The sequence below is a fragment of the Neolewinella aurantiaca genome (assembly GCF_008014675.1).
GTDB lineage: Bacteria > Bacteroidota > Bacteroidia > Chitinophagales > Saprospiraceae > Neolewinella > Neolewinella aurantiaca.
Window position 1 is genome coordinate 15,748 of the sequence record NZ_VOXD01000018.1, and the last position, 23,113, is coordinate 38,860.

Annotated in this window: 11 protein-coding genes; 7 read left to right on the forward strand and 4 right to left on the reverse strand. The window is 53.0% G+C overall.

The genetic code is table 11. The features are described from left to right. Positions 1-206 precede the first annotated feature (206 nt). Entirely contained in the window at positions 207-1,520 is a 1,314-nt protein-coding gene (locus FUA23_RS12490) for a Gfo/Idh/MocA family protein (protein WP_147931084.1), read from the forward strand. Positions 1,521-1,526: 6 nt separating this feature from the next. Here the strand turns inward: FUA23_RS12490 and FUA23_RS12495 are convergent, their stop codons facing one another. The 4 genes from FUA23_RS12495 to FUA23_RS12510 all read right to left on the reverse strand — a co-directional run bounded on the left by FUA23_RS12495 (position 1,527) and on the right by FUA23_RS12510 (position 16,098). Then, entirely contained in the window at positions 1,527-2,099 is a 573-nt protein-coding gene (locus FUA23_RS12495; RefSeq protein WP_147931085.1) for a PhnA domain-containing protein, read from the reverse strand. 70 nt (positions 2,100-2,169) lie between these two features. Further along, complete coding sequence (locus FUA23_RS12500) at positions 2,170-3,696, reverse strand: bifunctional metallophosphatase/5'-nucleotidase (protein WP_147931086.1); 1,527 nt, start codon at positions 3,694-3,696, stop codon at positions 2,170-2,172. A 488-nt stretch (positions 3,697-4,184) separates the two neighbouring features. Then, positions 4,185-5,228, reverse strand: coding sequence for a T9SS type A sorting domain-containing protein (locus FUA23_RS12505; RefSeq protein ID WP_147931087.1), 1,044 nt, complete (start codon positions 5,226-5,228; stop codon positions 4,185-4,187). 79 nt (positions 5,229-5,307) lie between these two features. Further along, entirely contained in the window at positions 5,308-16,098 is a 10,791-nt protein-coding gene (locus tag FUA23_RS12510; RefSeq protein ID WP_147931088.1) for a PKD-like domain-containing protein, read from the reverse strand. Between the two features lie 419 nt (positions 16,099-16,517). Between FUA23_RS12510 and FUA23_RS12515 the strand changes: the two genes are divergently transcribed. From FUA23_RS12515 to FUA23_RS12540, 6 genes are all read left to right on the forward strand, one after another. Beyond that, positions 16,518-16,730, forward strand: a complete 213-nt coding sequence (locus tag FUA23_RS12515) for a hypothetical protein (protein ID WP_147931089.1) — start codon at positions 16,518-16,520, stop codon at positions 16,728-16,730. A 102-nt stretch (positions 16,731-16,832) separates the two neighbouring features. After that, positions 16,833-17,879, forward strand: coding sequence for a Gfo/Idh/MocA family protein (locus FUA23_RS12520; protein WP_147931090.1), 1,047 nt, complete (start codon positions 16,833-16,835; stop codon positions 17,877-17,879). A gap of 190 nt (positions 17,880-18,069) precedes the next feature. Further along, positions 18,070-18,870, forward strand: a complete 801-nt coding sequence (locus FUA23_RS12525) for a class I SAM-dependent methyltransferase (protein WP_147931091.1) — start codon at positions 18,070-18,072, stop codon at positions 18,868-18,870. A gap of 169 nt (positions 18,871-19,039) precedes the next feature. Beyond that, positions 19,040-19,711, forward strand: coding sequence for a ribulose-phosphate 3-epimerase (gene rpe / locus FUA23_RS12530; protein ID WP_147931092.1), 672 nt, complete (start codon positions 19,040-19,042; stop codon positions 19,709-19,711). A 247-nt stretch (positions 19,712-19,958) separates the two neighbouring features. Next, on the forward strand, positions 19,959-21,203 hold the full coding sequence (locus tag FUA23_RS12535; protein ID WP_147931093.1) for a M16 family metallopeptidase: 1,245 nt from the start codon (positions 19,959-19,961) through the stop codon (positions 21,201-21,203). A 306-nt stretch (positions 21,204-21,509) separates the two neighbouring features. Beyond that, positions 21,510-23,042, forward strand: a complete 1,533-nt coding sequence (locus FUA23_RS12540) for an OmpA family protein (protein ID WP_147931094.1) — start codon at positions 21,510-21,512, stop codon at positions 23,040-23,042. Positions 23,043-23,113 lie beyond the last annotated feature (71 nt).

Below are 23,113 nucleotides of genomic sequence, written 5' to 3' on the forward strand. Positions count from 1 at the left end.
ATAATTCAGCAGCTTGTAATACGCAGCTCCGACACCCTGGCAAAACGAATTACACCCCGAAACGGCAAGCATTACACTTTTTAATTCCACGTAAGTCACTGTTATGAAAATTAAAGCAATGTCCGTCGCGGTAGGAATTAAAATATTAAAAACTGGTCATTCTCGGCTTAATGTTATCTTACTCCCTCCCACACAACCCATTTATCATGCAACGACGTCAATTCTTAGCTTCAGTACCTGCTCTGCTCCTTAGTCCCGCCACCTTGCACCCGCGGCCGCGCCCCAAAGTGGCCCTGATCGGCTGTGGATGGTATGGCAAGAGCGATCTGCTGCGTCTTATTCAGGTTGCAGACACCGACGTCGTCGGTCTTTGCGATGTGGACGCAAATATGCTGGAGGAGGCGAGGAGTTTGTTGTACGAAAGGCAGCCGCACCACCAACCGGGGTTGTACCGCAAACACGAAGACCTGCTCGCCCGGGCAAAACCAGACATTGTTCTTATCGCCACGCCAGATCACTGGCACGCCCTCCAGGCCGTGGATGCGCTCAAAGCCGGCTGCCACCTTTACCTGCAAAAACCGATTGGTGTAGATGTAGGTGAGTGTGAAGCCATCCTTGCGGCGGCACGCCGCCACAAACGCGTCGTTCAGGTCGGGCTGCAGAGACGGAGCACCCCGCACTTGCTCGAAATGAAAGACCGCTATATTGACAGCGGATTACTTGGTGAAGTCCACCACGTGGAGATGCACTGTTACTACCACATGCGTGACCGCTCCGTCCGGGAAGTAGTCTCCGTACCGGATCATTTTGATTATGAACAGTGGACCGGTCCTGCTCCCCTCCTACCCTTCAAAGGGCTTCCTCACCGGCGCTGGCGCGCATTCCGGGAGTACGGCAACGGCATTGTCGGCGACATGTGTGTCCATTATTTCGATGCCGTACGCTGGTTACTCGGGCTGGGCTGGCCAACGCGGGTAAGTAGCCTGGGCGGCGTTTTTGTTCAAACCGACGCCGATGCCACCATTACTGACACCCAAACCGCCGTATTCGAATATCCGGAGCAAAAACTCAACTGCCACTGGACGCACCGCAGTTGGGGACAAGCTCCCGATGCCGACTGGCCCTGGGCGTTCACCCTTTACGGTACTGGCGGAACCCTCCGCGCCTCTACCCATCGCTACGAGTGGAAACCCAATAAGGGCGAAGCAATCGTTGCAGAAGCGACCTACGAACGGGAGAAATTCCCCGAAGACACTACGGAAAAAGGCATCGAAATCCACGTAGCGCCCGCAACGCGGGCGCACATGACTGATTTCCTCGCCGCGATTGAAAACAACCAGAAACCCGCAGCGGACATCGAAGACGGGTACATTTCTACCGTAGCCTGCATTATGGCCAATATGGCCTGCGAACTGGGAAGACCTTTGACGTATGATCCCAGGAAGAAGGTTGTAACGGACGATGAAGAGGCCACTACGTTACTGGAACGAAAATACAGGAAGGGCTATACCCGCCCCTAAAGCGGATTATTTGTTCTTCTTCACGTATTCCGTCAGGATTACGATCATCTGGGTTTCCACCTTCCCTTCAATCTGTCCGGCGTTATCCGGCACCAAGCGGATGTTGCGCACGGCGGTGCCACGCTTAGCGGTGAAGTTGGCTCCCTTCACCTTGAGGTCCTTGATGAGCGTTACGGAATCTCCTGCTTCCAGGATATTGCCGTTGCTGTCTTTATGCACGACGGCGTTTTCGTCCGGCAGGCCTGCCTTGGCCCATTCCATGGTTTCGTCTTCCAGGTACATCATATCCAAAAGATCCTGGGGCCAGCCCTCACCGCGGAGTTGGTGCAGCATCCGGTAAGCGACCACCTTCACGGCTTCGGTTTCAGACCACATGCTATCGTTGAGGCAACGCCAGTCGTTGGGCTCCGGCTCGGTCGTTCCGTCCAGTTGATCCTTCAGTCTTTGGGTCACAACGATGGTTTGCTCCGGTGTTCCGTCGGAGTTAGGTCCGACCTCATAAATAGTAAGGTTATCAGCTTCACCGCTTAGTTCACAGGCGTTATTTGCTCTTTGGAGGAGGGTTTTATCTATTTTCATGGCGCAAAGATAGAAGTGTTCCTGATCTATACCTATCGTGGTCAGTTATAAGTAATCAGGAGCTGCCCGGCTAGAGCGTCAGCATATAATCGATCACCAGATCCCGCAGGTCATTCTTCACCGTCTTACCCTCAATTTTCACCGTAGCGACGGGTTCGTCCTTCAAATAGTCCTTAAGGAACCCAAGGTTGGCTTCGTTCCCTGCGGCCATGAAAGCGGGCATTACAACTTTGTAGGTTTGGGTGGGGACAATGGCCGCGCCGTTCAGGGAGGTGCCGTCCGCATTATTGCCGAGCAATTGCAGGTAACCGCCTTCGCCGTAATTGGTCTTCATCCCTGTTTGCAGTAATTTGGAGACGACGTCTCCCGGCATTTCCAGGGTCACGAATTCGCCGCCGTAGGGAAAGGTCCGGAGGACATCGTACTCAGTGACGGTGTTGAACAGGTTGTCGTCCAGGCGCATGGAGCCGGAATTGAGGGCATAGAGATCGGCGCCGGGAAAGGCGCGGGCGATGGAAGCCATCGTGAGCTGGCCGTAGTTGGTTTGGCTGGTGCGGATGAGGTGCTCTTTGCAGACCAGCGGTTCGTCCATTTCCATGACTACGTGCTCAGCGTCGTAGCCCATATCGGTCATGAGACCGTAAACCTGGCCGAGCCATTTATCGACAACGGCTTTGGTTTTGGATTCTTCGGCGATGGTGTCGTCGATGGTTTTTAGTTCGGAGCGGACGTTGGTCATGCCGGTTGCCGGGTCAAAGCGAACGCGGTGGATGTAGACGGTTTTGGCGTTCGCATCGGCCTTTGTGATGATGGTGGAGCCCACGTAGCGGCTGAGGTTGGCGTGCTCGTGTCCTCCCAGAAAGAGAGGCACACCGGGGACTTTTTCGGCCAGCTCGATGTCTTCGTCGAGGTTGTTGTGGGTGATGGCGAGTTGAAGATCGGAGACCGGTTTCAGCTCGGCGAGGGTTTGGCGGAAGCTTTCGTTCACATCTTTATAGCTCAGGTAAGGCATCTGGGTAAAGGGCAGCACTACGCCCAGAATCCCGAGCCTGATCGTCTGTCCGCCCGCAGTAATGGGATGCACGATGTAAGGCGGCACCGGTTTATCTCCTTGTAAAAAAGCGCGCTCGCCGCCGTTTTCACCAACGTAGTTCACGTTGCAGACCGTCCAGGCGAAATCGCTCTGTGCGATTCGCTTTTCGAGCAGAGCGGGATCGCTGATGTCGAATTCATGATTGCCGAAGGTCACATAGTCCAGCCCCATTGCGTTAAGGGTTTCGACCATTTGCAACCCGGCGATCTTTTCGCGCTCTCCGTTTTCGTTGTCAATTTTCATCGTGCCCAGAAAGGAGGGGCTCAGAAAATCCCCGGCAAGCACGGTGATTACGTTGGAATTCTCATTCAGCAGTTCCTGCCGGACCGTGGCCACGCGGGCAAGACCACCAGCCTTTCCTCCTTCCAGAGGAGCGATTTCGTAGACATCATTGAGTTGGAGGACAATAAAATCGACCGGTTCGCTCCTGGGGGCCGTCACCATCCGGGGTGCATTACAGGCCGCCAGGAAAACGAGGCAAAGAAATAAGAAGTAATTTTTCATAGCGTATGGGTTATGGATACAAGGTAAGGTTTGCGGGTAAAGACGCAGACTTTCCGGCGTTTGCACACATTTTGGGCAATACTTCTGCTTCAGGCTGAATTAGTGGCGGGGCCGCAGGTGCAAAGTAAGTTTCTCCGAAGGAGCAAGGTAGCGAGGCTCAGCTGATTTAACTTAAGGGAAATCATAGAAGATTATCGATGAGGTTTTAACCCCATGCTTTTCAAAAACCTATCCTCGCACCTGCGTGCGCGCCTAATGAACAAATATGGCTTCGGTACTGACTCCCTGAAGTGCAACCCGCTTTTATCAATCGCTTAGGGCTATACATCTAAGTTGAGCTTGTGGGATGGGTACGGTTGAGGAAGCCCGGGGCAATACACGTAGGCACACGATCTGTATATAAACATGTTTGTATGCAGACGGGAAATACAAAGCCGCGATGCCTCCAGGGAGACACCGCGGCTTCGCGTCAAATCGGTTACGATTGCTTAGCGTACAATAACGCGGGTGACTTTGCGCTCTTTGCCGTCGGTGGCAATCAGTTGGTAAACACCAGCTTTCACTACGGGCAGCTCAGTGTTGAGGCTACCGTTGCTCAGTCCGGTCCAGTCGGCTACTTTACGGCCGTTGGCATCCACCAGCTCAAGGCTGGCACCGCCAGCCGTCCAGTTACCGTTGAGGCGAACCGTCATGCGGCTACCAGCCGCAGTTGGGTTAGGGTAAACAGAAACGGAACGTTCTGCGGAAACCTCCATATCTGCGGTTACGATGGGGCTGAAGTTGCTGGAACCATCGAGGTCAAACTGTTGAAGGCGGTAGTAGTTGGTGCCTTCTGCCGGATTGTTATCGGTGAAGCCGTAAGTATTGAAAGCAGACGTGGTTTCGTTGCCCAGTACCTTTCCGATATTCTGGAAATCACCGTTCAGGCTGGTAGAGCGCTGAACTTCAAAGTAGCTGTTCTCCGTTTCGCTGCTGGTCGACCAAGAGAGGTCTACCTGATTACGGTTTGGGGAAGCGGAAAAATCAGCGAGGGTAACGGGGAGTGCGTTGGAGAGGAAGTCGAAAGTATCCGTTACTCCTACCATTCCGTTAGGCCCGTCGATACGCCCGGATGCCATGTCAGCAACCGTAGCAGTAAAAATAGAATTTCCAGCAAGGAGGTCTTCACTTCCCGCCCGAAGTTTTATTGTGATCTCATCGCCATCCGTAAAAACCGGGCAATTGTTGCTTTGCTCATCGGTTTGGAGAGGAATGATAAAACCTTCAGAAGTAGACATCCCGTTGATTATTGTTCCAATCTGTCCTTGCCCAATCAATTCATCCGAGGCGTTGAAAACACCTACGTAGTAGCCTGTCGCTCCTGCCGCAGAAGGCAACATCCCGTCAAACTCAGCAGCGCCGGTTAGCCGGGGCGGAGTACCGAGGTTCGTAGCCGGTGCATTACAGCCACTTGGGTAAGAAAATGGAGCCTGTGCATTCAGGCTGAGACTTCCCACTAGTATTAAGGAGGAAAGGGTGATAAATTTTGTCATGTTTTTCAATTTAGTTTATGAAGGGGGAGCACTCCTCATACAAAAGCGAAGTGCTCCCCCAAATGGGATAAGGGCGAAGTTACTGTTTAACAACCTGACGATTGGCCAGGATCTCAGCAGCAGCAGTAATTCGTACCTGATAGGTACCTGCCGGTAAACCGGAGAGGTCCAGGTCAATCTGCTCGAGTCCAACCCCAGGTTGATCAATTGTCTGTTCACTAATCATCTGACCAAAGAGACTGAATAGTTCAACATGAACCGATTCATACTCAGTAGGCAGGTTGAGTTCCAACTTAGTAAAGTCCTGAGTTGGGTTGGGGAAGACCTCCATACTGAAACTGCTATTGTGTTCAACGATTTCAGCCTCTGTAGAGAGGTTGGAGAAGTTGAGGTCCAGACGAGTTAGTTTCCAGTTTCCAGAGAAATTGAGGTCGGCAGCGACTTGCTCGCCACGCAGGTTAGCAAAGAATGTTTCACCCACGGCAAGCCCTTCGCGCAGACGTTCGGTCGTTTCGAGGTCACCGAACAGGAATGTGTTCATGTATATACCTCCTTCAAGAACTTCTGTTTGACCAACAACCATGCCTTCGGCATCGGTGAAAGTCAACATCTCTCCTACGAACTCTTCTCCATTCTCAATCACACCGTAAAGGCGGTCAAAAGCAGAGGTTGCTAATGGCCCATTATCGCGCCATGTACCATTACCGTAAGCTGAGTTTACGTCAATGATGTAACCAGTACTGTTCTCTACATTTAACAAATTGCCAAATACAAATGGCTGGAAGATCGTTTCCAGTGTTTGGTTATTTGTACGGGAACGAGCCAGAACTAAATCGCTGTTGCTGATCAATTCATCGAAGTAAGAGAATACAGACTCAGGAGAGGAACCAGCATAACCTACGATGTTGAGGCCCGCTAAAAGCTCTACACGCAAATCTGTATCTACAGCAGCGCCACAGATTTCAATTGTAGCATCGGTTGCGACTTCTACGATGTAGCCATACCCTGGACGAAGACCACCCTGAATGTTATTGATACCGCCAAAGCCAGGAACGAAAGTGTAAGACTGTGGCTGACCAACTTCAGCATAAAGAGCGACTACTGTGAGTAGGTTATTAGAGGCAATCTCATCAGCAAAGATGGTTTCTACCGTATTGTCATTAGGCATGACATCGAAAGCGATGGTGTTGAAGCCAGCCTTGAGTTCAATTACATCACATGGAACAAAAGTAGAGCAGTCCTCACGGCTGTTCACCTGTACCATGATACCCGTTACGATATCACTACCACAACCATTGGCGCTCACCACCTCGTAAGAGAACTCATAAGCTCCCGGGGAGATGTTATCCTGATTGATCGTTCCGTCGGGGTTGACGGTTACAAAATCAACACCGCCGGTTTGGGTAAACGTACCGTTCTGCATTTCACCGTCCAGCAGGCTGAAGAGGTTGAATACAGGAGCTGACTGACAGGCCTCGCCGATGGTTCCATCGTAAGTACCTGCGTTCGGAGCCGGCTCTACCATGATGGTGAAGTCAACAGCAGCAGTTGCACAACCAGAGTTGCCACCACCTACGGTATAGGTGAAGTCGATTGCCACCGGAGTAGCGTCAGCACCACCAACCATTGGGGTGAAGTTGGCACCATTCAGTACACCCAGTCCGGGATCGCCGTTGGTGAAAGAGAATACGCCTCCCTGGTCTTCGCCGATGAGGGCGTTGTTCAGCACGAAGTTGACGTCATCACAAAGAATACCTAATCCCTGGTCTGCCATACCCGCTTCTGCTGTGGTTTGGAAGTTGAGGGTGATGGTGTCAGTGATCACACCACAACCATTGGCAGAATCATTGTAGATCACTTCGAAGTTCACTGTACCTGGCGTGAAGGCCGAGGCATTGGAACTTGGAGTAATGGTTACACTGCGCTGGTTATTGTACACAATTGTATTGGCCTGGGTGTTCGGGTCACCAACGAAGGTGACTCCTCCTCCGGTGCCACGCTCCAGCGAGTAGCCGGCAGCAGTACCTCCGATGTACTCATAACGGTACTCTCCGGGAGTATCGCTGATCATACCTCCGTTGACATCAATCGCAAAGAGGGAAGTTGCCACACCAGGATCAGCACAGAGTACTGACTCGTTAGCGATAAGGTCAATCTCGGCGCGGTAGCTGACGGTAGTTGTATCCGGCGTTCCGACACACTCTCCGCTGTAGGGGGTTACGATGTAGGTTACCGTTTTAATACCGGGTGTGGTATTAGTGTAGGCAAAGTCCTGACTCCGCACACCATTGGTAGCCGTTGCGGCTCCCAGTATGGTGAACGTTCCCGTTGGAGTAGAACCTATGGCATCCAGTCCGGCATCAGTAACATCTACGATGAAACTGTCTACGGCAACACCAGCTGAGTTGCTGTTCCGTACCAGAAGATCGAATACCTGGCCGCTACAGATAGTATCGGCACCTGCCGGGAAGGCTGCACCAGTACCGTCCATTTCAGTTTGAGCGAAAGCACCGTTGACCGGGTTAATCACTACGTCAAACTGGATAATTCCATCAGACTGGCAGTCAATTCCGTCGTTCTGGAAACCAGGTGTTCCGTTGGCTTCAATGTAAGCCCGGTACTCGACGGTAAAGAGCTGAGATGCACCGGTCATGTTCACCAGTTCTCCGGCAGCATAACTAAGGCTGTCCGCGAGTTCACTCGCCGGGAAGTTGAAGATGGTATTCAGCGGGTAACCGGAGATTCCGTCGTCGTCAGTTGTAACTTCAAAGTTCACCATCAGCGTACCTGCTGCACTGGTAGATGTAGCCGGAACAACAGCGGTCACTGCCGCGCCGGAACAAACTCCGAACTCAGGATTCGGGAAGCCAAGGCGGGCATTGTCGAGGCCAAAGGTTTCGGTGCTGTCCATCGACATCAGGGTTACGTCAGCGAACGGATTCGGGTTAACGGTAACGGTGTACACTACAGAATCACCTGCACAAGCGCCGTTGGCAACTTTAACGGTGTACGTCACGTCCAGCGGGCTGGCCGTTGTATTCGTAAGTTCATCGTTTTTCATGTAATTACGACCACCGGTAGCGGGGTAGCTGCCGTTGGTTTTTGTCAGCGTAATTCCGGCGGGCAGGTTGATATCGTATTCAATAGTTATGCGGTTCTGGAAAGCGTTCGTTCCGGTAGTAGTCGGGAAAGCGCTGTTCGCCGCAGGGAATACTTCCAGTCCGGTAGTAGAACCGGTACAGATGGTTGTATCGATCTGATTGGTAGCAGACTCCACGATATCGATAACCGGTTCCGCGGCGTAGCGGAATTCATACGTGATCAGGTCGCTTGAGCAGTCAGGTCCGGAAACCAGACGTACTTCATAAGTAACGACTACCGGGCCACCGGTACGGTTGCGGTAAGTGTCGGCCCCAAAGAATCCTTCAGAACGGAGCACCATAGCTGGCGAACCGGCGTAAGACGATGAGATCGTTTCGAAGTTTACCGCGTTGGCAGCCGAAATATCACTGTAAACAGTATCGATGATGATTGAATCATAAGCAACGAGTACCGCTGACTGCTCCGCATCAACATCAAAGCCAGCATCGGCGAGGGATACATTGGAGCAAACGTCAACTTGCGCCGGAGCAACTTCCTCGTTGAGGAATTCCGGGTAGACAGATACGGTGAAGGTGATCGTATCACCGAAACATTCAGCACCGCTGGTAGAACCACTGATGATTACCGGAATGATTTGGTAGGTCACCGTAGCAGTATCGGTTCCATCGTAGCTTACTTCGGTTTCAAAGAAGTTCACATCCGTTACGCTCGGCCGGTTATTGCCATTGAAGAAGCTGCTTTGGCTTGCTGCATCAACGTCGTTGCCGAAGGTAACGGTACCATTACCCGCCGTGGTGGTGAGCACACGGGCGCGCAGAGCAGCAGCTCCGTCGGATGGGATTACATCCGAAGAAATCGTAGCACTGATTCCCTCTCCGCTACAGATAGCTGCAGAGTAGTTGTTGTTTCCGTCGTCAAAAACCGTTGTGCCGTTACCCGCCAATTCCAGCGTTGGATTTGGCTCAATGGTCAGCGTTACAATTACCTCACTACCCGGGCAGTTGGCCTCAGAGGAAGTAGAGAAAGTGTAAACGACATCAATCGGAGTATCCGTCGGGTTTTCAAAGCGTTCTCCGAAGAGAATAGTGTCGGTAGCAGAGTCGCCAACGGTGAGGGGAGCTGCACTAAGGTCGATCAGTCCCATTCCAACACTGCGGTTAATCAGCGTAAAGACTACATCGTCGTAGACGAGCGTAAAGTCCATGCTAACGTCACCCGCTGCGGCATCGCCGAAGTCTTTAGTCGTAAACGTATTAGGATTGATGGTTGAAACAGTAGAAGCGTAAGAAGTACCTCCATCTCCGGCCATACCGGTGGTGTTATCACCACCATCGCCGCCGGCCCAGCCGCCGCCGCCGCCGCCGCCGTTACCACGACCGCTGCCGCCAAGGCTACCGGAATTCAGATCCATTGCATCGAAGCCTGCTCCGCCGAAGCCACCTAAGCCAATGCCGTCATTACCATCAGCTGCTGCCGGAGAACTTGGATTAGTTGAGAAGCCCAAAGCATCCTGACCAGCGAAAGCCTGACCTGCTCCGCCACCACCAGCGGCGACGAATACTTCCATCACATCTCCCTGCGCGAACATACCACGGGTAGAGCCTGCGATTACGTAAAGGAGCGTAGCATCTCCTCCGTCACCAAAAGTAGAGCCATCAGTTCCGGCACCAGCTTTGCGCACTCGAATGGTGTCTCCTGGCAGCACCTGGTTAGGGTTGCTGCTTTCGTTCATCTCAATTTCAATCTTACGACCGAGACCGCCACGGAGGGCACCGTTGCCAGAAGCTCCACCGTTACCACCAGTGATGGTGAGATTGATGTTGCGAATAGAAAATACTCCGGGAGGGACAACATAGTCATTGCTGCTACTGAAATCTTCCGTTTTAGCCACACGGCTACGGAAGTTGTTACCGGAAGTCGGGATCGGGAATTGAGTCAACTCGTCGGAGCAGAATGTCGCACTGGCAGGAGCAATCGGGTCCGGGGTCGGGTTGAGGGTTACAATCAGGACGATATCCTCCCCGCCGCATTCGTCAGCATCACGGGAATTCGTATCGACACCATCTTCAAAGTAAGGAGTAAGCCGGATACGTGTAGTCTGAGCGCTGTTGTTACCGTTGGTGGTCTGCACATTCTGAGCACCAAGGGTGAAGCTACCCACAGGTGCCACCTGAACGAAAGGACCGCCCGCTGGCAGGCCGAGGAAATCAACATCTCCAGTTGCCCGAAGCTCTACATAATCAAACTTATTATCAGCAAGCTCAGGAATGTCAAGGTTATCGATCAGGAAATCCTCCCCGCTACAAATTTCAAAGGTATAAGGAGAACCGCTCTGATCAAGACGTTGAATGGCAGCAGTACCAATCTCGAGGTCGTAAGACAGTTCAGGGGTAGGGTCAAGTTGCAGGGTAATCGTATCGATGTCGCCCATACAGTCATCACTACCAGGTGCGAGCATATCGTCCACCCCGTTCGTGCCGAACGAGTATAACGTTACGATGTAACGGACCTCGGTGGTTTGATCGTCTTCAGCGGTAAGAACCTGACGGATCAGGTCGGAACCAGCTGCTGGGTAAAAATTGTTTCCGTTTACCGTGCTCAGGAATGTACCGTTGCCCGAAGTAACTCCGCCCAGCGGTGTGCCATCGTTTTCACGACGCCATACGAAAGCGGCGCCAGTTATCGGGTCGACAGTTGTCAGAGGACGAATAACCACCTCGGAGTTGTCACATATCTGTGCTCCGTTTCCGGGGTTGGTAGTTCCCGTATTCGGGTTATCAATGGTGAGGTTGGTAGCCAAGGACGCCTCGTCGGTCGTTGCTGGCAAAACCTCAACAATAAGGCGTTTGGTTATGCCCTGGCAATCGTCAGAAGCATTCAGGCCGTCGCCGTCCATACCGTCGCCGCCGTAGGTGTATGCAGCAATGTTGTACTGAACAGTAGCTGCTCCAGTACCTGAGTTAACCAGCGTCTCCTGGAAATCAGCGATGGCAAGACCACCTTCAAAGTTATCAATCGCAGAACCGTCACCGTCGGTGACGCTGCCGGTAACGACTCTCTGAACCCGGTAACTTACATCCGTTCCGGTTACGTCTTGTGAAAGCGCAAAGTCAACGGAAGAACCGCTGCAAATGGTAAGGGTCTCTATGTCCGCCAGAAGTTCCTCACCAGTGATGGTGCTGTCTCCCTGACTTGCAGTTACTGTCAGCTCCGGGCTCGGGAGTACAGTTATCGTGTATGTTACCGGCTGGCTGACACAAGCATTCCGGGAAGTAGCCACTACGGTGTAAGTAGCAGTCTGCGGTGTGCTCGTAGGGTTTTCAAAGGAATCACCCTGGAAGTAGAATGCCCCGTTTCCTGTAGTTGGGTAGGTATTTCCGGTATGAATCAGGCTTCCGGCATCCAATGTATAGCTGAACGTTACGTCGTTCGGGGCGAAATTGTTGGCAAAAACTGAGTTTGCCGCCGCCATCACGGAGAGGTTGATTGGTTCGCCCTCACAAACGGTCACTTCTGTATTGCTTTCGTCGATGATCGGCTCAGCGCGAACGTTGAAGTCGTAGGTTACAACGGGGCTTTCACAGCCGGTACCGGAGATGAACACTACGTCTATTTCCACTCCGACACCACCACCGGTGCGGTTGGTGAAGAAGGCATCGTTGAAGAAGTTACCGGTACGGTCCAGCATTACGCCTCCGGCAGCAAGACCAGTTGTGTCCAGCCCGGTCAGGGTGAAATCAGAACTTGAACTGCTGACCCGAAGGTCGGTTACCCGGATGTTGTTGTAGGCGATATTGATTGAGCCGGTTTGGCTGGCATCAAGATCGAATACTGTATTCAGCGGCTCCCGGGAACAAACGTTTACCAACGGCTGGCTTGAATTAACGGTAAAGCCGGGTTGTACAGTTACGGTGAAAGTGATTGGATCACCGGCACAGTCTGGGCCTGCAGCACGGATGTAAGGTGTGATCGTGTAGGTGATCGTTCCGTCAACACCGGTATTGTTGGATACTCCTGTTTCGAAGAAGTCGATAGGGAGATCATCCCCCGTATTGTTTCCACCAAAATCAGTAGAGTTACTCGCTGCCTGGTTGTTATTACCGAAAGGAGCTGTTCCGGATGTTGTTGCAGTAGCCACCTCAAAGTAAAGGCGTCCGGAGCCTAAAGAAGGAGCAGTCAAAGAGTTCAGGACAGCATTAATAGAATCTCCGCTACAAACCGTAGCTTCAAAACCATCAATTGCGTTACCCGTTACGGTAGTCGTTGAGCCGCTCTCTATAACCACCATAGGTTGAGGCTCGATGGTAACGACAACCTCTACGGTGCTCATGTCTCCACAGTTGGCCTGGGTAACGGGCGTCAGAGTATACGTGACATCCTGGGGGTTATTCGTGTTGTTCACGAACTGCTGACCAAAAAGAATGGTGTCTACTTCACCGTTAACGATAGTCTCGCCAATATTGGTCAAAGAATCAGCATCGAAATCGACCACAACATCTTCAAAACGGATATCATCGTAAACGATGGTGTAAGAAACGAGTACTTCACCGTCGGCCTGGCCGGAAGCTTTCGCAACGAAGGTCGGGCTTGTACTCAGAGTGCTTGCGTAGGAAGAACCGGATAAACCGGCTGCGCCGGCAAGGCTGCTGCCACCGTTTCCGCCGCTCCAGCCGCCGCCGCCGCCGCCGCCGTTGGTCATACCATCACCACCAAGCGCCGTTGGGAACCCGGTGCCGCCGGCTCCGCCGCCACCCTGGCCTTGTACTCCATCACTGCCGGTGCTGTTGCTGTCATTAGCCGGGAATACGTCACCTGCCGACTGGGCAAATCCCGCACCGCCACCGCCACCGGCAACAAATTGGTAAATCATAGTGCCCGGAGCAATGCTCATGTGGTTGCCACCGGCAATAACGACCATGGTGGTGGCGTCGCCGCCGTTTCCACTAGTGGTTCCGGCTTCACCCGCAGTTCCTTTGCGTACACGAATTACATCACCAGGAAGAAGCTCCGTAGAGGAAAGCATGCCTTCCAACTGCCCTCCTTGTCCGCCGTTAAAGCCGTTCGCAGCACCTCCGTCGGCACCAGTAATGGTGAACGTGAAGTCCTCAATTCTGTCTGCTCCTTCCGGCACCGTAAATTCGGTAAAGCCATCAAAAGTCGTAACTGTCGTGATTCTGGTCTCCAGGTTACTGCTCATGCTGCCCGTTCCGATTGTGTACTCGATGCGTTCACCGGAGCAGACCGTCTCGGTCTGGTCGGCAATGAACGGCGGAGTAGGATTGATCGTCAGAATGATAACGATGGGTTCTCCTGCGCACTCCAGCGGGTTACTGCCGGGGTTGTTCTCATCGTCCTCGAAATAAGGGGTCAGCGTAAGTGTTGCTACCTGCGCGTTATTGTTCGGGTCGGTATTGACTACGTTATTGATGTTAATCGCAAAATTCTGAATCGGGAAGTACTGAGGTCCTTGCCCGGCAGGAATCTGCAGAAAACTCGCATCACCTGCTACTTCGAAACGCACGTATTTGGCCTTTGTGCCCGAGGTCTCGGCCACCATCAGGTTATTGAGCGTAAAGGTCTCTCCACTACAGATCTCTTCAGCGACTGTTTCACCGCCTGCTAAAGTTGTGGAAATGTTCTGGCCCACCACAAGATTGGCAGCCAGATCAGGTTGAGCAGAAATGGTAACGTTTATAGTTACCGGTTGTCCTTCACAGGTATTGTCCACAAGGCCTCCGCTTACTACTGCGTTTTGCTGAACATAAACAGGAGTCACGATAAGATTGGCGACCTGGTCTGTACCGGAAGTGTTGGTGAAGGTCCCCGTCACAGAATTACCACTCGGCTCGTTACCAGCGAGGGCACCGCTCAGAGAGAGCGCGCTCGTGTTGTAAGACCATTCGTAGTTGTAAGAGAGGCTGCCATTGTTGCCGTTATTAACTTCAATGGGTCCGGAAGAGTACGCTTCGTCGGAACAGAGCAAAACATCTCCTGAGATAGAAGTGAGTACGGGTTCGGCGCGGACGCGGGTGGAAAAATTGTTTACGGCCGAGGTACACCCCGTTGCGACGTTTGTTTTCGTCACCGTAAAATCTATCGTTGCATCGTAGTCAGTACTGTTCGCGAAGCTAATCACGGTATTGCCGTCCACATAGGGGAAAGTATCGTTGGCTGGCGCAGCGCCAGGGCCTCCGGCAGAAACGCCCGGAACGCCGGTGTAGCTGATCTCGTAAGTGAAGGCGGGGTCATAATCCGCAATATCCAGGGCAATATCCTGACCAGAACAATAGAAATCGTCGATGATGCTACCGTTTACATTAGCCGTGGCGTCGACTACGGGAGCCGCTGGCATTGCGTAGATCTGCAGGTCTACCATAAAGGTGTCAAGACAGTTAGTCATTACGTTCTTGACTTCCAACACCAAAGCTACCGTAGTATCCTGGTCGATTGCCCGGCAAAATCCGGTTCCTGGAGTTCCGACAACGAAAGTATAAGTACCATCTCCGTTAGCGGCGCTGCTCAGAGGCGAGTCTCCCGTTACCGGGCTGTTCCAGCAGCCGTTATCGTTGTTAGGGTCGGCATCGACAATAGTCGCATCGATGAAGCGATAGCGTGCACCAGCATCAATACCTGAGATGCCCGAAGCAGTCACCTCAAAGGATGCATCATCGGCACAAATCGCATCTGCTGCGAGGTCAGATACCACAATCTCGTCTGGCCCACCGATGGTGACAGCATCTTCACCGGTACAACCACCGTTACTTGCGGTCAGGATGAGGTTGTAATCGCCCGCTTCGAGGTTCGATTCAGTGGGCATATTGTAAACACCATTGCTCGCTGCAATGGTCCCGGTCCGTTGAAGACCGTTAGGTCCACTAAGCGTGTAGTACAGAAACCCGTTGATTTGCGGGTCTGCATTCTGCGGGATGATCGTAATACTACCATCTGTTTCTCCGAAGCAAGACACTTCAGTAGACTGGCCCAGTACGCCAAAGTTGTTTGCAGGATCACCAACTACTCCTTCGAACGCAACCTCACAGTTACGAACGTTGTCGTAAATCAGGAAAGCATACTCGCCGGATACCAGGGACTGATTCGTCTCGATAATGTAGTACCCACTTCCAGCGGGGTTCGGGTTCGGCGACGTTCCCGGAGGAATGATGGAAATGAAGGTCGCAAAAGAAGAAGGTACCAGGCGTACATCTGCCGACGTGAAGCGGTTGATGGGGTACATTCCGTCAGTAGGGGTTACCCGGACACTAAGTTTCCCCGTAGGGATATCCGCACACGGAGGGTCGATAGATCGCGTGTTGTCCTTACTGACCGTTATGGCTTCCGCCGTCGTTAGCGAGTAGAAATTACTTTCCACATCACCCGCGCCAAAAGTTTGGACACAACCCGTTTCCAGGTCTTCTATCTCGTTCAACCGAACGTAGTTGTTAGGGGTACCGATCGCGAATCCGGGAAGCTCAAAGGTGGTAAAACCAAATACGACCTCTACCGGGATAGTATAGGTACCAAGGTTCAGGCTGTTAAGGAAAAATGACTCGATGGTGATTTCGGTCATACCATCAACAGCCGTGCTACCGAAGTCTATGGTAACGTAGGGCTGTTCGATGTTGCCACTCGCATCCGTACAGGTGTTTTCGACGGAGATGCTGATCAATCCTGGGTCAAGATTGCACGGTTGTTGTGCGCTCAGGGCTGTAGCCGAGAGCAGGAAGACTGCTAACAGGAGCAGTCTCCCATAGGGAGTAAAGTTTTTCATAGGGAAAACGAATTGTTCGGGATGAACGTCAGATATGGAAAGACGAATTTTGGGTGGTGAAGTAAGTGTCGTGAATTTATGCTGTCAGCCCTGGGGCTGTAGATTTTCATGTGTGTACAATAGGGGCCTTAGGTTATATCAAATAAGCATAGCGCCACCAGGAAAAGCCCGGAAACGCAGTAAATTCAGTTCATTCTTATTTTACTCAGGTGTAAGAGACAAAACAACCGGAGGATGAATCCTCCAATCCGGCAAACTGGGTTCCCAGCGCATTACCGTCTTGCAAACATAACAAAATAGGCGATTGACAGCAAAAAACAGGCATATAAATCTTTTGTACTCTTCTGATAGACTTTTTTGTCGTCCGAACACCGATGCTCCTGATTACGCTATACCGACATTCATAAACCCCATCATGCATGAAAGCCATTCTCCCCATCATCCTCATTATTGCAGGCCTTGTTTTTGCTTACCTGGGCATCACTACTTTCCAGGGAGCTTCCGCTGATGTAGAGGTCCTTGGACTTGAGATCGGCGCTACAGACGAGGGTGCTCAGACGACTGCCATCCTTTACGGCGTTCTCAGCATCGCTTGTTTCGTAGGCGGAGCATTTACTTTTGGCAAAAAATAGAACCGGTACGGTTAGCTTGTTCATCCATCTCCTGGTTAGTGGTTTTGTTCTGTCCTATATTTGCTATTCTTTATCTTCCAACAGATCAATCAACTGCACCGGATGCCAGACCCTACCTTCCACTTTGCTATTCTAGGACTAGGCAACATCGCCCGTAAGTTCGCCACTGACTTAGCCCTTATCCCTGACGCAAAACTGGTTGCTGTAGGCTCACGCTCGCAGGAAAGAGCACAGGCCTTTGCGGGAGAGTTCGGAGCAACGTTCGCTGCGGGCAGCTACGAAGAGACCTTTAGCGGGCCGCGGGTAGATGCTGTTTACATCGCTACGCCACACGTGCAGCACAAGGAGCTTGCCCTGATATGCATCGAAAAAGGGATTCCGGTAATTTGCGAAAAGCCGCTGGGGCTGAACATCACTGAGGTCGAAGCGATGATTGCCTCCGCCAGGGCCCACAAGGTTTACCTCATGGAGGCCCTCTGGACGCGGTTTTTGCCCTCTACCCTGAAACTGAAAGAGCTCATTGATGATGGCCTGATCGGCGAAATCCAAAGCATCCGCTCTGATTTCGGATTCCGGGCCAAAGACCTTGCAACTATCCTCAGCCCTGCACCTGCGTCCCCGCCCTCTGAATTACTGGTCCGCAACCGGATTCTGAACCCCGAGCTTGGTGGCGGAGCCCTTCTTGACATCGGGATTTACCCACAGTTCCTCTCGCAATTCCTGCTCGGTGCGCCCGAGGAAATCCACGCAACAGCCCGGCTTTCTCCCCAGGGCGTCGACCTCGATACCCAGGTTACCTGCCGCCATGCCGGGGGGAAACTTAGCCATAATTACAGCACCGTTTTGGGCCGCACAAAAACCGAAGCAGTGATAATTGGCAGCGAAGCCAGCCTGCACTGGCACCCGCGCTGGCACGAACCCAGCAGCTTCAGTGTGTTGCGCGGAAAAGATGTACCCCCGGAAAATTTTTACTTCGATTACGAAGGAGCCAACGGATACCGTTACGAAGCCGAAGCGGTAATGGCCGATGTTCGTGCCGGCAGGACCGAAAACCAGCTTTGGTCGTTGGAAGACTCGTTGACGTTACACCGTACGCTCACTAAAGTGAGGAATAAGGTTGGGGTGAGATACCCTGGAGAATCTGCTTAAATACCCACTTGTCGACATGTCGACAAGTTGATAAACCGACATGTCGATATATCCGAGTTGAGAATCAAAACTCCCCCTCCACAAAACGCCACAGCCTTCCCCTTCCCTTCCCCGGGCATGGTCAAACCAACTCCGCAACGAAACTAAGTTACCCCTAAACGACATCACCCATTAAACAGCACAACGACCAATGATCGACTACCTGAAACTAAACAAGGAACAATGGGACCAGCGTACTAAAGCCCATCTCTCCAGCGAATTCTACGATGTCCCCGGCTGGCTCGCCGGAGCGGAATCCCTCAAGGCTCCTGAATTGGAACTACTGCCTCAGGACCTCAATGGACTTAAGATACTCCACCTTCAGTGCCATTTCGGACAAGACACCCTCAGTTTTGCCCGTAAAGGCGCCATTGTCACGGGCGTCGATCTCAGCCCCGCAGCTATCGCTGCGGCCCGGGAACTTACTCAGAAAGCGGGGCTGGAAGCACGCTTTATCAACTGCGACCTCTATAGCCTCCCACAGCACCTCGACGAAGAATTCGACATCGTGTTCACCAGTTATGGTACCATTACCTGGCTGCCGGATATCGAAAAATGGGCGGGCATCGTACACCGCTACCTGAAGCCCGGCGGCCAGTTCGTATTTGCAGAATTCCACAATATGGCCTACCTCTGGAACGAAGACCGAACGGCCATCAAATACCCTTACTTCAACCCCGAACCGATCATCGAACCAATCACCAAAAGCTATACCGACGGTAGTGATGGTGTAAGCGGAACTGAAGTAAACTGGGACCACACCATCAGTTCTGTCGTCACGGCATTACTCAACGCCGGGCTTACCCTACGTGGCTTCCGGGAGTTCGATTACTCGCCTTACAACTGCTTCGACGACATGGTCCCGGCCGGCAAGGAGGGCCACTGGCACCTCCGGCAAATGGCCGGTTTAATTCCGCTCGTTTACACCCTCGATTGCGTAAAAACAGTGTGATAATCAAAGGGCGGTTCAACCCGATTTGCCATTCCACCATTTGTTATTTGGCGCGCACGCAGGATGCAAAGTAAGTTTTAAGGGCACGGTACCCCGCCTTACCTTTGCCGTACTGCGCCGACCCTGCTCTCTTGCGGCCACTCCTATCGTTAACCTCAACCTTCCAACCTTGCATCTCGTAGCTCCCTCTCTACTCGCCGCCGACTTCCGCCGCCTCGACCAGGCCATCGATTTCATCAATTCCAGCGAAGCTGACTGGTTTCACCTCGATGTAATGGATGGTAGCTTCGTCCCCAACATATCCTTTGGTCAGTTCATCATCGAGCAAGTCGCCAAAGACGCTAAAAAATTTCTGGACGTACACCTCATGATCGATGAGCCAGGGCGCTATATCGAAAGTTTCGCCAAAGCAGGTGCTAACGGCATCACCGTCCATGCCGAAGCAACCAAGCACCTCCACCGGGTAGTACAACAGATAAAGGCCGCTGGCTGTAAGGCGGGCGTTGCCCTCAATCCGCACACACCAGTAAGTGTGCTCGAAGATATTATTGAAGATATCGACCTTGTGCTCATTATGTCCGTCAACCCCGGTTTCGGGGGGCAGAAGTTCATTTACCACAGCCTTGCAAAAATCCGTCAGGCGTACGATTTGATCGCTGTTCGTAACAGCCCGGCCATCATTGAGGTAGACGGTGGCGTCGGCCTGCAAAACGCGCAGAAAGTACTCGAAGCCGGTGCCAGAGTACTGGTAGCTGGCTCTGCCGTGTTCAAAGCCGATGACCCGGCACAGGTGGTCAAACAATTAAAAGGAATTTCGGCCAACCCAATCGACTACGTATAGGTTTACCCTGTTACAATTGTTGACGGCTCGCGCCTGCTGCCACCACCCTCCGGGGAGAGGCTCCACGTACGATCCGGTCCGTTCTGCAAACATTTGCTCAGCAGGCCTCCTTTCAATTGCTTCCCGCCGTAAGTCCGGTTCATCAAAAAGATATCCCATCCGTCCCCCAAAAGTCCATCTTCCGAAGATTCCCGCCCTGTTACCTGCGCGACGTTGGAAACTTTCTAACGGCCTCCGGGTCGTTGCTATGCCCGGAGTCGAGGCTCCGGTGTTAAGGGTTGAACTAATCTGGGACGCCGGGCGCCCCTTCGAAAACAAGAAACTTCAGGCCGGTGCTACCGCTGACATGCTCGTGGAAGGCACCCGTCATCGTTCCGCCGGAGACCTGGAAGGCTTCTTCGAACAGTTCGGCACAGCGCTTGCCCAACCCGACCTGATGGATACGGCTAATCTGTCGCTGTCCACGATCATAAAACACGCCGGTAAAGTCTTCCCCGTAATGGCCGAGGTGATCGCAGAACCTGCTTTCGACGAAGCAAGCTTCCGGAAGTTCATGAAGCGGCGCAAGCAACAACTGCGGGAAGGGCTGAGCGATAACGACACACTTGCTTTCCGCCTCATCACCGAGTCGGTTTTCGGACCAGATCATCCCTACGGCTACAACGGGTACAAAGAAAATTACGCAAAGCTCACCCTGGAGGACATCCGCAACTTCCACAAAAGCCATTTCCACGCGGGTAATGCCACTTTGTACGTTGCCGGTCACATCAACCGGGAAGTAGAGGCCCTGCTTGAGCGCACCTTCGGGCAGCTACCTACCGGGCCACGGGCTATCGCTCCCACCCTGCCGGCCACACCCGCCCAGCCTCAAATCATTCAGGTACTGCGCCCACGGGCGCAGCAGACAATGATCAGACGGGGACGGCGCGGCATCCACATCGGCAGCGAAGATTACGGCGGTCTCGTCATTCTCGAAACTATTTTCGGCGGCTACTTCAGCAGCCGCCTGATGAAGAACATCCGGGAAGAAAAAGGCTACACCTACGGCATCGACAGCGAACTCGACACCTACCGCTACGATGGCTCTTTTGGCGTTTCGGCCGACGTTGCTAACGAGACCCTTGGCGCAGTTCGGCACGAAATCGACATTGAAATCGATAAACTCCTTCAACACCCGGTACCCACAGCAGAACTGGACATGGTAAGAGCCTACCTTGCCGGCAGCATCTCTATGGAACTCGACGGGCCTTTCGGCCACGGTTTCCGCCATCGTTCTGCCCTGATAAAAGGATACGACCCTGCCGCTCTCCTCAGGAATCTCAACGATGCCATCCGCGACATTTCTCCGGCTGAAATACAGGACCTGGCGCAGCAGTACCTCTCCAAAGGAGATGATTTCGAGGTGATTTTGGGCGGAGCAGACCTCATAGAAGGAGCGCAAAAAATTACGGCTACAGATCAGCCCCTTCAACTCACTGCCGGCATCATCTAAACCAATAAAGAAAGTCTGCGCTCAGGCTTCAGAGTTTCCTTTTACGGAAAAACCGCTGCCCGGTCCGGCAGCGTAACGGAACCGTACGAGCCTTCCCTTGCTTCTACCAAGGCCTTGCACCCGCGTTTGCGCCACTAACCGATTCCCGCAAAACACACACCGATCCAACTAAATTTAACACCGTTCCCTCCCAATTGCAACTTATTCCTATATTTGAGCCTGTATTTAGCCAATCCCGGAAACAGCAAGCGAATTTTGTGTTTTTAAAGACCCGGGTGAGGTCATCCCTGTCAGAAGCGAGTTCCCATGAAAAGATTACTGATGAGCAGCCTGTTGCTGCTCTGTGCCTTCGGCCTTACCGCCCAGATGAATAATCTGAAGTCTTATAATGCCCTTTCGGCCCGGGTGCTGGCCATCGATCACCAAAGTATAAACGATGGGATCGACGAGGCCTCACCTACCTTTGCCCTCGAAGTGGGCTTCCGCAGGCAGTTCAGCAAAATCTTCGGCATTATGGTTCCCATCAAGGTAGGAATCATTGACGTGGGGGAGCTTGACAACATCACAATTTCAGGAATAGAAGTTCTGGGCCAGCTCTACCCTGCCGGAACAGACGGAAAAATCTCCCCTTACCTGCACGCCGGCTACGGCGTGGTATCCGAACGCCTGGAAAATGCCAACCGTCAGATTCCCCTCGGTGTCGGCCTGAACTTCAGGCTCGATGGAAACTCCTGGTTCAACATCCAGGGAGAATACCGCATCTCAGACCAGGAAAACCGGGACAACATCATGGCCGGGATCGGCTACGTTTACCGCCTCAGCAGTATTGACTCCGACAAAGACGGTATCATCAACCGCGACGACAAGTGCCCCGACTTGCCCGGCCCACTGGCCACCAATGGCTGCCCCGACGCAGATATGGACGGCGTTACCGACGACAAAGACCGCTGCCCAACCGAAGCTGGCAACGCCAACCTTGCAGGTTGCCCCGATACCGATCAGGACGGAACCCCCAACGTAGACGATAAATGCCCCGAACTCGCCGGACCTGCCGATAAAATGGGTTGCCCCGATGCCGACGGCGACGGCATCAACGACGAAGCCGACGAATGCCCCGAACTCGCCGGAAAAGCGGAACTCGACGGATGCCCCGACACCGACGGCGATGGTGTAAAGGACAGCGAAGACGAATGCCCCAACACCGCAGGCAACCCCCGCCTCAAAGGCTGTCCCGATGCCGATGGTGATGGCATCCCCGACAAAGACGATAAATGCCCAGACCTGGCGGGTGAATCTGACAGCGGGTGCCCCGACAAAGACGGAGACGGCGTGAGCGACGACGAAGACAAATGCCCCGGAATTGCCGGAACTTTCAACGGTTGCCCCGATACCGATGGCGACGGCGTCGGCGACGACCTCGACCGCTGCCCCACCCAGGCCGGTACTGCTGATAACGCAGGCTGTCCCGAAATAAAACAGGAGGTAAAGGAACGTCTCGAGTACGCCGCCCGTGCCGTGCGCTTCGAAACCGGATCCGACAAACTGAAGGAGGAAAGCTACATCGTGCTCTCCGAAGTAGCAGGAATCATGCGGCAATACCCCGATTACGATCTCACCATCAGTGGCCATACCGACAATGTAGGCTCCGACGTAACCAACCTGGCGTTGAGCGAACGCCGCGCAGCAGCCTGCCTCAAATTCATCGTAGCCACGGGAATTAAAGAAGGCCGCATCAGCAGCGCAGGCTACGGAGAAAGCCGCCCGGTAGCCGACAACGGCACGGCATCGGGCCGCCGGATCAACCGGCGCGTAGAGTTCGGACTCAATCCACGACGGTAGCTGACGCTGGGAGGGAATGACCGATTGTCCTGCTCGCCTTACATTTACTCCTCATTACCAGTCCTCCCAAA

Excerpts from the sequence above, each read along its gene's own strand:
- FUA23_RS12490 (WP_147931084.1), top strand. The coding sequence starts at position 207 with ATGCAACGACGTCAATTCTTAGCTTCAGTACCTGCTCTGCTCCTTAGT.
- FUA23_RS12495 (WP_147931085.1), bottom strand. The coding sequence starts at position 2,099 with ATGAAAATAGATAAAACCCTCCTCCAAAGAGCAAATAACGCCTGTGAA.
- FUA23_RS12500 (WP_147931086.1), bottom strand. The coding sequence starts at position 3,696 with ATGAAAAATTACTTCTTATTTCTTTGCCTCGTTTTCCTGGCGGCCTGT.
- FUA23_RS12505 (WP_147931087.1), bottom strand. The coding sequence starts at position 5,228 with ATGACAAAATTTATCACCCTTTCCTCCTTAATACTAGTGGGAAGTCTC.
- FUA23_RS12510 (WP_147931088.1), bottom strand. The coding sequence starts at position 16,098 with ATGAAAAACTTTACTCCCTATGGGAGACTGCTCCTGTTAGCAGTCTTC.
- FUA23_RS12515 (WP_147931089.1), top strand. The coding sequence starts at position 16,518 with ATGAAAGCCATTCTCCCCATCATCCTCATTATTGCAGGCCTTGTTTTT.
- FUA23_RS12520 (WP_147931090.1), top strand. The coding sequence starts at position 16,833 with ATGCCAGACCCTACCTTCCACTTTGCTATTCTAGGACTAGGCAACATC.
- FUA23_RS12525 (WP_147931091.1), top strand. The coding sequence starts at position 18,070 with ATGATCGACTACCTGAAACTAAACAAGGAACAATGGGACCAGCGTACT.
- FUA23_RS12535 (WP_147931093.1), top strand. The coding sequence starts at position 19,959 with ATGCCCGGAGTCGAGGCTCCGGTGTTAAGGGTTGAACTAATCTGGGAC.
- FUA23_RS12540 (WP_147931094.1), top strand. The coding sequence starts at position 21,510 with ATGAAAAGATTACTGATGAGCAGCCTGTTGCTGCTCTGTGCCTTCGGC.